Annotated in this window: 9 protein-coding genes; 1 reads left to right on the plus strand and 8 read right to left on the minus strand. The window is 33.1% G+C overall.

Annotation, left to right across the window (positions count from 1 at the left end; all coding sequences use genetic code 11):
• Positions 1-109: 109 nt before the first annotated feature.
• From OOK92_RS07760 to OOK92_RS07795, 8 genes are all read right to left on the minus strand, one after another.
• On the minus strand, positions 110-7630 hold the full coding sequence (locus OOK92_RS07760) for an ankyrin repeat domain-containing protein (RefSeq protein ID WP_264735768.1): 7521 nt from the start codon (positions 7628-7630) through the stop codon (positions 110-112).
• 29 nt (positions 7631-7659) lie between these two features.
• A complete protein-coding gene (locus OOK92_RS07765) occupies positions 7660-8955 on the minus strand; it encodes a hypothetical protein (protein ID WP_264735769.1) in 1296 nt (431 codons plus the stop codon).
• Positions 8956-9052: 97 nt separating this feature from the next.
• Positions 9053-9253: a hypothetical protein gene (locus OOK92_RS07770; protein WP_264735771.1), complete on the minus strand. Its 201-nt coding sequence runs from the start codon at positions 9251-9253 to the stop codon at positions 9053-9055.
• Positions 9254-9631: 378 nt separating this feature from the next.
• The gene (locus tag OOK92_RS07775; protein ID WP_264735772.1) at positions 9632-10756 is read right to left on the minus strand and encodes a hypothetical protein; all 1125 of its coding nucleotides are present in this window, start codon (positions 10754-10756) and stop codon (positions 9632-9634) included.
• Complete coding sequence (locus tag OOK92_RS07780; protein WP_264735773.1) at positions 10729-11154, minus strand: hypothetical protein; 426 nt, start codon at positions 11152-11154, stop codon at positions 10729-10731. The genes OOK92_RS07775 and OOK92_RS07780 overlap by 28 nt, the downstream gene beginning before the upstream one ends.
• Before the next feature lie 112 nt (positions 11155-11266).
• Positions 11267-11725: a hypothetical protein gene (locus OOK92_RS07785; RefSeq protein ID WP_264735774.1), complete on the minus strand. Its 459-nt coding sequence runs from the start codon at positions 11723-11725 to the stop codon at positions 11267-11269.
• A gap of 16 nt (positions 11726-11741) precedes the next feature.
• The gene (locus tag OOK92_RS07790) at positions 11742-11996 is read right to left on the minus strand and encodes a DUF1016 N-terminal domain-containing protein (RefSeq protein ID WP_264688114.1); all 255 of its coding nucleotides are present in this window, start codon (positions 11994-11996) and stop codon (positions 11742-11744) included.
• Between the two features lie 163 nt (positions 11997-12159).
• A complete protein-coding gene (locus OOK92_RS07795) occupies positions 12160-12846 on the minus strand; it encodes a TerC family protein (protein WP_253309112.1) in 687 nt (228 codons plus the stop codon).
• Positions 12847-13197: 351 nt separating this feature from the next.
• Here OOK92_RS07795 and OOK92_RS07800 point away from each other — a divergent pair, with 351 nt between their 5' ends.
• The gene (locus tag OOK92_RS07800; RefSeq protein ID WP_264735776.1) at positions 13198-14340 is read left to right on the plus strand and encodes a Fic family protein; all 1143 of its coding nucleotides are present in this window, start codon (positions 13198-13200) and stop codon (positions 14338-14340) included.
• Positions 14341-14474: the final 134 nt, after the last annotated feature.

Raw genomic sequence — 14474 nt, forward strand, 5'->3', positions numbered from 1 at the left:
TTAGTGAGTGGTAGTGAAATTTCTTTTACTCAAATTTAGGTATTCACTGACCGTTCTTGTTATAAATACCAGAATAATAAGCTACTGATATTCTCCATCTTTTTTATCTTTAATCCATCATAGCTAGCGATGCAACAAAGCCCCCTGGAATCCAAGTAAATACCATTCGTCTATCATTATCATAATTAAAATAATTACTAGCAGCATATAAATGTTCATTAAACTCAACATTTACTATACGAAAGCTATCACCATCAGGCTGAATCTTCCACACACTTTGTTTATCATTTTTCCCAGGAACCCAAGTAAACGCTCTCCTCCTTTCTGTGTCATAATTAAAACAATCAACAGCAGCATATAAATATTCATTTTGATAAGTATTTTTAATACATACTTTTGATGCAAATACTATATTCTTTACTGATTCTGGTAATTTACTTTTTAGCCTTTCAAGATCAGATCTTTTTTCTGAATCGAGACTAGAATATTTATCAAAACTCATTGCCTCTTTAATAGAGTAAGCTAACTTAAATATTGCACTATTATTTAAATCATCATTTCTTTGCATTGCATCAAACACAGCTACATAACCTGATATACGCTGACCAGCATTATTATGACTGCGTACATAACTTAATGTTTCTTTCGTATCTACCCTCCCATACACATCATTTATAACTCCTTTAATTATATCATCAAACAGCTTTCCATCTGATTTATAAATTTCATTAGCAAGTTCATTAACTGAACTATACCTATTACGCAACATGCCATCCTTTAGCTTCTCTTTTGCTACACTTTTTATTGAATATCTTAACTTCTCTACAAAAAACTCTGCCCATCTTTTTACATTAGGTGCAGTATCTGCTTGGTTAATAATTTCCTTCTTTACGCCCTCAACTACTCCCATCATCTTATATGGGTCGTTACCTTTAGCTTCAATACTAGCATTCTTATCAAGGAAGAATTTGACCATATCTAGATTACCATTGCAAGCAGCTACACGTAGAGGTGTTCTACCATTATTATCTTCAGCAATAATATTAGCACCTTTATCAACAAGAAGCTTAGCTATATTTAACTTGCCTTCTTGAGCAGCCCAGTGTAAAGAATTACAACCATGAATATCTTTGTCTTTAACATTAACGGATCCTCTATTAAAAAGAAGTTTAACCAGATCTAATCTACCTTCTTGAATAGCTACATATAAAGGTGTTAATTCGTGCTTATTTTCGGTATCAACACTTCCAATTCTTCTGATTAAGTCTTCAGCTTCACTGATATTATTTTGTACTATAGCGTTAAACATCTGATTTTTTAATACAACCACTTTTTCTTTATTAAGGTCCCCTATAATATCCTCTGGGTTACAAGTAGAAATTATGCATTTTGAGTTAGAGAGCATTGTATCGTTAAAAGCAAATATCATCTCTCTTGCTGGCTGGTAGGTATTCCAATTCTCTACTTTTATTAGAGTATTATTTTTGTGTAATAGAACTAAGCTATCATTAATAACTTCTGCATCAAAACCTAATATAGACTTATCTCTGAAATCGACTAAACCAATATCATTATTATTAATTGGCTGATTATGGTAAATCTGTAATCCTTGTTCATCTGGTTTGTAATATCTGAAAAAATTAGGATTTGTTTCTATATGTTTAAGTTCTAGATTTGCACTATCGATTTTGTAAAATTTATTGTTTATCCGCAATACAATATATTGATATTCTGGACTTTTTAAGTAATCAATTAAACCAATAGATAAAGACCATTTGATACCATTACTATCTAATACTGTAATATTTTGTATCTCTAAACTGTCTTCCGTAAGATCAGAAATTGGTTTGTTATAGCATTCGTTTATATAATTCCTTTCACCTTCCCTTATATTTATACTATTAATATCCATTACATTTAATTCAGCAAAATCGATAATGTCATAAGATATACTTTGATGAAGCACTGCTCTGTTTTTTATTTTTAAATTAAGCCTTATAGTAGATGAAAGGGTATCATACTTTAATGTATGATTATATTCTGGTAGTTTGATAACATACTGATGTTGTCCTTTTCCCCCTTCTACCATGATGTCTTGATAGTGATTACATTCTATCATATAGCGATTATAATCATACTTTCCTTTATTGTCGTGGTATTTTTGATAACTACTACTAAGATCGGAACTATTGTAACTAAAATCAACAATTATCTGATCTGAATATACACCACCAATTATCACTTTTTCTGCGGGTATTCCCATGTAATTTCTAGTGACTTCTATTTTAGATAATGGAATGTTTAAATTATTATTGTTAGCAATATCTTTTGTAATTTGGTATGCATTAGGTAACTCTAGATTTAAAATATTTGCTTGTATAAATGCTTTTAACTTTTTTTCACCATTTTGTACAACTTCTCCATCAATATCCTTTCCTAAACCATTTAACTCTTGATACCAGATATCCTTTACTATATCAGATAAAGACTTATCTTGTATTACTACAGATTCTGTTATTCCCTGATATTTTGCTTGAATTACTAAGTTTTTAAAATCATCTATTTTAGTACTCGAAACAATACTTTCCATATCATCAGCTAAAAGATTTAAACTATAGCCACCTTTTCCTATATCTTCACTTATCTCCAACTGTGTAATATTAGCACCTTGAATATCTATTACATCAAAGTTTTCTTTTCCTGTATCACTTAAATCACTCACTATCTTAGCGTTATCACTATTCTCATTAACAATAAATACTGTTTGTTTTAACCCTCTATAATGCACATTTTCTTTATTTACTACTCTGACTTCATAATCTTGACCTTGACAATCAAATGAACCCTGATGCACTTCTGTATTTTTTACGTTAATTAACCTTGTTTTACAGTGAGTAGTAATATTTTGTTTGCTATCAGAGTTTGACACATAGTTATACGTGTTAACTAGTTTTATATTACTACTACCATAATGTATCACTCCTTCATGCAAATCTACAGCAACATTATTAACTTTAACATTCATTACTAGAGTATTTTCTTTTCCTGCTCCACCTTCAAGAGCACCAGATATAGAACTATTAACAATAAAAATAGTTTCATTATTTTTAGAGCCAATATAACGTATATTACTGCCCTCTGGAATATGCATTACTGCTGGATAATTTACAGCTGCTGTTAATGTCCTAGGCCCTGAAATATATAACACCGAATCCTTGGGAAACATTTTGTCTTTTTTACTGTTAGAATTTTTTCTTGTTGGATTAGTAAAAATAAAAGGCTCTCCTGAGAGTGTAAAGGTTTCTTGACACTTCTTATGAATCTTACCAGTATTACATGGAAAATGTAGATCATAGATACCTCCATATCCTTTCGATACTTTACTAATTTCATTGCATTGAAATTTTTGTAGCGGGTTTCTTAATGGTGCATCTACAATTCTTAAACCAAGGTTTTCATATTCATATTTTGTTAGATGAGGGATGTGTTTTGCATCTGTATTAACAATGTAAACTTTCTTTTCATCTATATCTTGATGACATTGAGAACTACTTTTTACATTACAGATAAATCTTTCCCAACCTTCATTCATGACCAAAGTATAAGGCCTTGTAGGCAGTGTTTGAGATATATTGAGGGAAGATAAATCACTCTTCAAATTAGAAGCTAGGTCGATTTTACCAAAAAAAATATCATCGTACCTCTTTTCTAAACCACACTCTTCCGTCACCATGCCTCTACAACCTAAAAATGCTTGCCTCTTACACATAGACCTTGTTCCAAAGCTTTTAATCACCTCACTATATTTCTCTTCAATGGAGATTACGTATTGTACAACTGCAGCTATATTATAATTATCATTTAACAACTGAATAGCTACTTCTTTTACATGATTTAAGTAACCTTTTACTCTAATCTTATCTTCATATTCCTTTTCTACATCTCTCCCTGTAAAAAACCTAATTACCTTTGCAAAAAAGACTTCTGCCTGCTCATTACCAGGTAACAGAGGTATTTGCTCTGCTATTGCTTTGGTATACTCTACTCTCTCATGAATTTCTACGCCAATTGTTATTAATATATCAGCAACCATAGTAACTGTTGCCACTTTGCTTAAAACTTTGCTTGCAGCAGATAGTCCTCTTAAAATCTTAGTAGTAGCACTTACACCCTTCATTGTAGAACTAATTCCTATACTTATAGGTTTTATACTCATGCTTGCTAACTTTACACCACTGCTAGCTGCCCAATAATAATTTAATGGATGATGATTACCTTTAGTTATTTCATCTACACTATATCCAAACTGATAAGCAATAGTTGCAAATGTAATACCCTGAACTACTGGATTACTAATAACCTTAATAAAAGCCTGACGTATAGGTTGTGGTATTTTACTGACCAATTTTCCTATTTTACTATTATGAGAAATACTTATACTCTCTCTAACATCATCCATAGCATCTAGTATGCCATTGATACCAAACACTTGCTTCAGAGCATCATTATCATGCCGTCCAAGTGTTGTTGCATCACTTATGCTATCAAACAAGTCATATATGGCCATGAGGGAGAAAAATTTTCCACTTTTAGCCCCTTTTATCTTTGCTGAATCAAACTTATTATGATCAAATTCAATTCCTCGCTGCTCAAGATTTTTTCTTACATCGTCAATATATTTTGCAAAAACTTTTTTGTTAATGTCACTAAAGTGATTTTCAAATTGGTTAAAAGTATTCTCTCTAACTCCTTTTTCCAATAAATTCCGTTTAATCTCACTTATAACATTATCATAATTTTGATTAGCTATTTCAATACTACCTACATCTTCAATGTATTTTTTATTCTCTAACAACTGCTTATCATTTGATAGTTGATGTAATTTATTATGAATTTTCTCTCTTTCTGGATCTGTAATAAAATCTTTAATTATACTATCAAGTTTTACTTTGTAACCATCGATGTTTAAATAATGTTCAATACCTTGTCCTTTAATTTCTTCTATTATCGCATACTCTTTATCGCTACTTACTTTTAACTTTATCTCAAGATTTTCCTTATCCAGTATATAATTTTCTATACTCTTAATATTTGTAGCGTTATCTATTATTAATTCTTTATCATTACCGTTATTGTCTTTGAATTTTATATTTACTTTACCACTATCAATACTCACTTGAGGAGAATCTATAGTTATAATTTTTGTGTCATAAGCTTCAATACCAAACAACTCTTTAATAAGTTTTTCCTTTTCTTTCTCTGTAATCTTTTCTTCATCACGTGAATCTATACAGACCATACCTGTACTACGCTGTTTCCTTCCTTTGGAACATTGCTGCTGGCTAATACTAAAGATAGAACTATGAACTACCTTAACAGGAATAAACGCATCTTTGCTCATTAAGATAAGGGAATCTGCATTATTCGCACCTTTATCAAATACAACACCTATAAAATCTACTTTTTTCCCATCTGTCAGCGTCTTATAAGTTACACCTTTCTTATACTCATCGGCTATTTGTTTGTTTGCCTCATCTTTTAATGCATCAGCTGTCTTGCCTTCCCTTGGTCCTTTAAGCTCTAACCCTACTGGATCGTATTCTTTAGCACTGCTAGCTTGATCTGCAAATTTGATACCATGAACCAGCATATCAATACGTTTTCCTCTGCCTGTTTGAAACTCAGTTAATACTAATGCCCTGTTTTCTTGTAGTTCTCCTAGCTTTATATCACTATAGTGGCTAAATGCTCCGTGAGATATAGCTTGAGTATGCGCTTCCTTTTCTATTAGAACCTTAAAAGGTAGCACTGTCTCACCTAATTTTCCAAATAACTCCTTATACTTGCCTATTGATTGAGATTGATCTTGTGAAGAAGCAAGCTGAGACTTCAATACCTCATCAAATGTTTCCTTTAACCCAGCAGGATAAGGAATGTTTTTCCACTCTCCACCAAAAAAACTTTTTCCCTGCCTATACTTATCCAAGGAATTATATCTATTAACCTTCTCTACATCGAAAAAATCTGATCTTCTTTCCTCTTGTAAACTTATACATACTTCTGTTATTTTACTGACTGTTGGTAGGTTAATGGGTATTTTTTTCTCACTAAACTCTCCTTTTCCTCCCTCTCTAATGTGAAAGATAAACACCTCTTTATTCTGCCCTTGATTTCCTTTAGTCAGCATGAATGTTGTCACAGGCCTTTCAGTTGATTGTGCACCAGACCTTGTAGAAGAAACAAGTGGGTACTCATTATATAAAAATACAGATTTCTCTAAATTAATTCTCTCGAACTCATTAGCAAGAAGGAGTTGCCCCAAGAGAAATCTACTAAAGTAATTACCTCCTTTCTCTGGTGTACCGGGAAATGTATGATAAATACGTTCTAGTGGCTGTTTTATTTTTTCTTTAACATTAGTGATCGTATCTTGTCTTCCATCCCAATCTGAAGCTTCCTTCAAGAGTGCTTGCATTGTAGGTAGAGCAATTTCTCTGTCTTCACGAGGTGATATATACATTGAAAACTTTTCAGTTGAATCCAAATTTAACCCTACACAAAGCACATTATCTGAAACGGTTAAAACACGCATTGTGTTTGGCTGAAAACCTTTTGCATAATCTTTTGCTTGCTCTAATGCATTACCTGGCGTTGTACCAGCAGCTGTTCCTGCTTTTAATTCAATAATAATTGGAACAGCGTTTAATGACCTATCCTTGCCACGAGGCACTAGAACAATATCAGCATAACCTCTCCCTGCAAATTGCTCTAAGTAAACCCTGAGATTATACCTATAGCGGAAATTCACTAAAGCTCCTGCTACAAATCCATGATGTGCTGCTTCTTTTACTTCTTGACCATAGACAAGTGAATCCTTATGTTCAGAGTGAATTTTACTAACTTTTTTTAGAATATTTTCAACAGGTTTTTTCACTTTTTCCACATCAGGATTAGTCAGCTTTGCTATATCACTTTCTGGATTATTCCATAATCCCTTTTTTATTTCCTTAAACTCATGTATTGTAGAAGCATCATTGTCCAATTTATTATTTTCCACATTAACAGATATTCCTGCCATTTTCCCTTTGGCATCTTTTTCTTTAGTGATTTCTACTAATCTCACACCTAGCTTACCTTGATCTCTAGCTAGCCTCACAACATCATTCCTGGCAACTTTAGTATTGCCTAATATTTTATCTAGCTCACCATAACTAAACTTTTTTCTTGTGCTACCAGATTCTGCAATAACAAAGAGCTTTACTTTATCAGCAGCATCTTCTGGGCTTTTGATTTCTCCTTTTTTAATAACAGCTACTTTTAGAGTCTTTGAACTGTCAAAACTAAAATATATTTTCTCAATGTTCAGCTTTGCTGCAATTTCTGTGTCTATCAAAGTAGAAAAACTTCCTAGAAAGAAATGAGGAAAAAATTCTTCTTTACCTACTGAATGTAAATACGATGGAACCTGGTCAACATACGATTGAAACCTTGCTTTGAAAGATTCAAAATCACTCCCTTTTGGAACTGAAGTACTTGGGCCAGCTTTTACTGACTCTCGAATTAGTAGCTCTATTAATTCAAAATCCTGCACTCCTTGATTATCGACTTCTCCTTGTTTTCTTTTAGGCATATAACCCTCCTTTTAGACATATAATATTTTTAATGATCACCTAACCCCACATAAGACTGTTTACTAATCCCTACCTCAGCTAAATCACTACTTGGGCCAGGTATGTTTTTTTGATCGAGTTTTTCACCAGCAGACTTACCATAGCCTAAAAACTTATTTAATGATTGATTATCTCTTTGTTCTAATATAGAATGTATACAGTTTGCTTTCTCAGAAGACATAAACTCCTTGATTTGCTTAGAATTAGCCTTATCTAACATTGCCCACACTGGCTTCATAAAACCTTTTTCAACCAAATGTACTGAAAATTTTCCTTGAAAAGAAGAATCTTCCATCATTTCCTCGTCCAATGTGAAGGTACAATGATTATCAAATCCTTCTTTTTTCCACATATGCATAAAAACCTCCACACCAGCACCTAAATAATGCTCTGGACAGTCCTTTATCATGAATTTCAACCAAAGAGAATAATCATCTTCTGAAATTTCACTTGATTTTAAACAATCAAATAATTCCTGAAATTTATCAAAACTAAGCACGTCCTTCATTCTATTTAAAGATCCATAATAACCATTCTTTTCTAAATCTCTTTTCAAAAGCTCTGGATATTTATCAGGACTTATCTGACTTAAACAAAATTCAAATACATCAGGATAGCCATTATCATGTGCTGCATGCACTGCAATTTTCATAAAAACCTCATCTTTCTCCCGAGCACTTAACTCACTTTCAGGTAATGATTTTATCTTATTCCAAAAGAATTCCACCGCTTCTACACGTCTTCTCCTCGAACTTATTGCTGCACGGTGTAAACCAAAGACATAAGGATGCTGATCTTTTAGATCTAACTCTGAAATGTATCCACTAATGAAATGTGACCAAAATTGCATCATTGCATCTGTACACCAATTTCCACTTACTGATTTGACTAATTTTTTTATTGCGTCTGAATCTCCATCTTTTATTTTATCTTCCTGTTTAAAATGTTCAAATAGAGAGATTATATCCTCTTCTAAGCAACACCAACATGCGATTTGGTAAAGATAAAAGTCCTTCAGTGGATTACTTGTACCCTTCCAACTCTGAGGTTCTATCATCTTTTTAGCAACTACTCTTCTATTGAGTTTAATGCCATGTATTGTATCGGTTTTTTCCCAACATTCTTCATCTGATAATATATCAAGAAAAAAGGGAAGATTTCCGGTATTGATAGTCTCCAAATACCCCCGCCCCCAATTTCTTATTTGAAGTTGTTTAGATGCTTTATAAGGATCATCATCCTTAACAATAGAGAAAGCTACCTTAGTCAGATCATCTAAATCCATAATTCCCCCCATAAACAAAAGCTTATTAAGATACAGAACTATGATGATTTATACATTCTATATCACTTTCAACATGATAATACATCTTTGTAACCTGTCAATCACTATTGTAGAAAAATTTTCTAACTAAAATAATTTTCAATAAAAGCTTCTTGACAGGCTCAATATAAGATCTTTTGTTTGCTTTTATATTCTGTTTTTTGTCATAAGCTTGCCTTAATTCTTCTTTGGTTATTCTAAAACAAATTACTATTAATTTAGTAGCGTGTCTTATTAAAAAACTAAACAATACACCCATTTCCAGCACTCAAAACCAAGGGTGGTGAGAAGTGTTTTTCTTGGGATGTGTTGGTCTACCAAACAATACGTTCGAACTTTTCTATATAATAATTCTACTATACTATAAAGTCAGCTATATTAACCTACTTTTGCCACATTTAGATATGAACTAATTTGTTTGGCTTTGTTGCAACAATTTTGCGTTTTTATTTTCACAACGCTGCTTTTATTTAAATTGTTCTCACAAAGGTAGGTACTATTTTTGGAGAAAGTAAATAATTAAAATTTTTGTGACGCTAAAGGGACTTGTGTTTTTATAAAAGTAATACTTTTTATGATAAAAAGAGCATACAAAATAATAGCCACAAATCCAAGTTTTTCACAAACTTTAAAACTCTTATCTCCTACAAGAAGGTCCTGCAATTGCTTCATTAGTTACATTGTTAAATACAGAGCTTGGCGCTTGCGTTTGTATAGCTCTTTTTCTTTGTTCTTCCTGCATATCTTGCAAAACAGTACTTATAACTACTTCTATCAATTCATCACTAACAGCGCCTTCTCTTACAACTCGTTCTTCATTAAACTTTATTTCTTCCATTATTGCACCTAGCACCTGCTCTAGAGAAAAGTTGTACTCTATAATACACTTCACAATCTCCCGTTTAATCTTTCTTTGATCTTTCAATATTGCTTTCCCTAATTTACTATCCATGTTGAAGTCAGATAACCTTTTCGTAAAAAGATCCTCCACTTCCTCAATAAGTTTTGCTTTGTGTTTTGCTTGTCTTAATTCTTCTTCTGCTTTCTCTCGTTCTTCTTTCAATTGCTTAGATTCTTCTCTTTGCCTTTGGAAAGCTGTTTTCTTGCTTTGAAATCTATTACTCAATAATTCCTCTAAGCGTTTTAACATGAATACTATTACATTTCCTATTTCTTCTTTAGTCGGTACTTTACCTACCTTCGATTCCTTATAGGATCTCTTTACCTCTTCATTTAATTCATTATCATCATTCTTAACATAGGAATTTACCATAGCTCTTGTATGAAATAGTAATTCTCTGTAGGATAACTTATCCTCCTTTATGTTATCTTTATAAGATAATTGATTTTTCTTCTCTATTCTCTCTTCATGCGATGATTCACCCTCTACCTCTTCTTTGCTTTTTTCTTTCAAAACTTCCTTGCTATCTTTACTTTCTTTCAGTATGGAACTTATCTTATCAAGAGCATCTGAGTCGAAACGATAACCCTGAAGACTATAGCAATTCTTTTTGTCCTTAAGTAGTTTAGTAGCAAACTTATAGTATGCTTCCATCAAAGTAAAATAGTCTAACATAGGTAGTACAAAATTCTCATCTGGATTCACGCCATAAGATTGCCCTACTAGCATTTCATATTGTTCCTTGCTCTCTTTTAAGAACTTTTCTACTGCTTCCTTTATTACCTCAAGCAACTCAGATTTTTCACAACGAGCATTCAAAGACTCTAAGTAATCTACCCAACATTTATAATATTCCTCCACATCCCATTATAAGCACTATCAAACTCCTTCCATCTTACTTCTATAACGTTGCTTAAAGACTCAATTTCTTTATATGTTATGTTCTTTATTGCCAACAACTTTTCACAAAGGAATTCAACAGATGCCTTTGCATCTTTTAAGTACCTATTTCTTGCCCTCATCAAAAATTCTTCTTCCTGATCAGTCAAGCGACTCAACTCAAACAAAGCAGAATTTCCATCTATGGACGACACCTTTATGGTCCTGACTAATTTATCAATCCTACTTGCCTCTTCTAACCTATTTTCTTCCCTATATGCTTCCTGTGCAGTTTCAGGTACTTTTTCATCACTAGAAATAAGATTGTTGCTTTGTAGTAATTTTTTACATGAACCTATTATATCAAACCCTAATACCATTTTCCCTCCAAGTTTATGATAACTATAAAGATAACTTAGCCTTGCAACGTAAAGTTGATGCAACGCAACGTTAGTAAATAAGGAATAGATTAAGCGTGAAGCAATCGAGTAATCATTGTAGTTCACCTGCTCTATTTATTTGTTCTTCAGTGATCGTAATATCCTCTATCTGTTTACTCCATGGCCACCACCAATACTGCGGCATTCTCTCTAGTGCTTTCAGCAATTTAACACAATCCTCTTGGCTTACCACCCCAGCCTTTCTTTTTGTCATTTGATAGTCAACGGCAAGTGTAGTTATAATCCCTAGTACTATTAGGCTAGAAGTTACTACTGCAGCAAGATATACCCTGCGTGTTGATACAAATGAAACAAGCCCAGCAGAAAAAGCAACTATAGGAGTGAAAAAAGCTCCAACTCTTATATAGTCTGTGCGATAATCCCTTATCCCATATAACTCATCAAGTAAAATTGGACCAAACTCCCATCCAAATAACCGATACTTTCTACGACTAGATAAGAACTCAACAACATTTTTTTGCCACTCAGGCAAACTGGATGCATGTTTCATCAATTTCTCCCCATTCCTATATTTGCACCATCCGAAACAATGAAGCTCTATCAAACCCACGTCCATATTTAATCTGAAGTTCTTTTGCAAGTTGGGAGATGATTCGTTTGCCATAGTCTGCACGTTTGTGCTTTAAGATATCTTGACCAATTCTGAAGCCAATTTCCCAATTTAACAATACTAGAGTAGAATTGAAATGTGTAGCAAGATGATTCTTTGCTCTATCTATTAAATTACTAATATCCCCTAATAAGCTAGTAGTGATATCCATCAACGCTATTTTCAATAAAGAACCATTATAGCACAAAAACTAACTTTCCTAGATTTTAATATGTATGCAAGAGGTTACTTTCACCCCGAAAAAACATTACTACTTCCTCTTATTACCTTAAATCCACAGGAAAATCTCGCTTGAGTGAGGCTATATCTACACACTACGTTTTCTTTATTTTGCTTATAACTTCCACAAGCAGTGCAAACATAAATGAAGAATACAAATATCCTTTTGGTAATTCTATATGAAATCCATGAAGTATGAGGTACACACCGACAAGTAAAATAAATAAGATAGCAATTACTTTTAAGCCTGGGTTAGATTTGATTAACTGGGCGGTATAACTTGATAAAAACAGCATTGCTAGCATGGAAAATGTAAATGCTGTAGCAATTATTATCATGTTATAAGTTAATGCTATAGCAGTTAATATCGAATCAACTGAAAAAACTAAATCTATTAATATAATTTGTAGCACAACTAAAAAAAATTTTGATTTAACGTTTGCTTTCTTTTTATTTTTCTTACATACAAAGATGTCATCCCATAACTCCATAGAGCTTTTAACAATAAGAAATAATCCCCCTGCGATCATAAGTAAATCTCTTGCTGAAATATTTAGCGATGCAGTGTGAAATATAGGTTTTTGCATTGACAATATAGATGATGTAAAAAATAGTATTACAAAACGCATTAATAGCGCTAATCCAAGGCCCATAAGGCGCACTCTTTCTCTCAGCGCATTTGGTACCTTATCTATTGCTAGAGAAATAAAGATTAAATTGTCTACACTAAGTATAGTTTCAAGTAGTGTAAGTGTCAGTAAAGTCCAAGCATCAGCTAGCATTTTTGTCCCAAATTCGGCTCTTCTTACTCTACAATAGATGTGTAAAAATTAAGTGACTTCACTCAGAAGTTTTATAGCAGCTCTCCAGAAAAACAGGATAACTGCTAATATAAAGTTCAGCAGCTTCTTCTATTTTCGTTTTTGAGCAAAATCAATAATAAGAGAGTTTCTTATTTTCATACACGCAAACAAGATAAAGCCTTATTTTCGTTTTTGACTTTATTTGAAAATAATACATATACTATGAACATTGTGTGCTGGGTTGAATGATAAGATAAAGCCTTATTTTCATTTTTGACTTTATTTGAAAATAATACATATACTATGAACATTGTGTGCTGGGTTGAATGAATGGATATTAAAGAATCACCTCCGGGTAAAGTTGTTAGAGCATTCGCTGGTTATCAGGCATTTCCCTTGCCACCAAAATTTGAATGGGACAATGATTTAGTTAATAGTCTTTCCAGAGCAGATCATATTTTGGGTATGTTATCCAGGGAAGGAGCTAAATTGCCTAACCCTCATCTTCTCATACGACCCTTTATAGCACGTGAAGCAGTTCTTTCAAGTAGAATCGAGGGAACTCAAGCAACTCTTGGTGAAATTTTGGCTCAAGAAGCAGGTGCTAATGTAGATCGCAATCCCGATGATTTACAAGAAGTACGCAATTATATATCAGCGCTTGATTATGGCCTAAAACGTTTACAGTCCCTTCCAGTGTCGCTCCGATTAATTAAGGAAATTCACGGGAGGCTGATGCAAAGTGCAAGGCCAGGGGAATTTCGTCTAGTACAAAACTGGATTGGAAGTCCAGGGTGTACAATAAATACGGCAAAATATGTCCCGCCAGCACCAAATGAATTGATAAGTTGCTTGCGCTCTTTTGAAAAGTTTCTACATGATAGAACATTACCCCCACTTATACATATAGCTCTATGTCATTATCAATTTGAAGCGATTCACCCATTCTTGGACGGCAATGGACGTATTGGACGTTTATTAATAACATTACTTCTGATCGAAAGAAAATTATTACCATTACCTCTGTTATACTTAAGTGCATTTTTTGAAGCTACAAAAAGTGAGTATTATGACCAACTTTACAATATAAGCAACAGAGGCACGTGGCATGATTGGTTCTCTTATTTCTTAAATGGTGTAGTACTGCAATCATTGGATGCATTGTCAAGAGCAGAACGAATTAACATTTTGATTGCAAATTGGCAAACTGAAGTTAGTTCTAAAACTGAGGGAGTTGCGAGTGGTATTGTAAGGTATCTCGCTGTAAACCCTTACTTTACTATAAGGAAAGTGGTTGAAAACTTAGGTGTCGTATTTACAACAGCCCAAAGAGCAATCGTAAAGCTTGAAGATTTAGGCATCGTTTCACAAACTTCTCAAGGAAAGAGAGATCGGGTTTATTGTGCAACTGATATTTTGAATATTCTAGAAGAACCAACTAAGATTACAGAGAACTTCGATAGCACATTATAGCTATTATGATGAATAAATTCAGCAAACAGCAAGCTTAAAGAGCCTGATCCAATGGACATGCTGAACAAAAAGTAAGGAGCTCCTTTTGGAGGATTATATTAACTTATTAATTAATTGCTTGACTTTTAGCAGGA

Origin of the sequence: Wolbachia endosymbiont (group A) of Rhinocyllus conicus, from assembly GCF_947250775.1 — a bacterium.
In the GTDB taxonomy this organism is placed as follows: Bacteria; Pseudomonadota; Alphaproteobacteria; order Rickettsiales; family Anaplasmataceae; genus Wolbachia.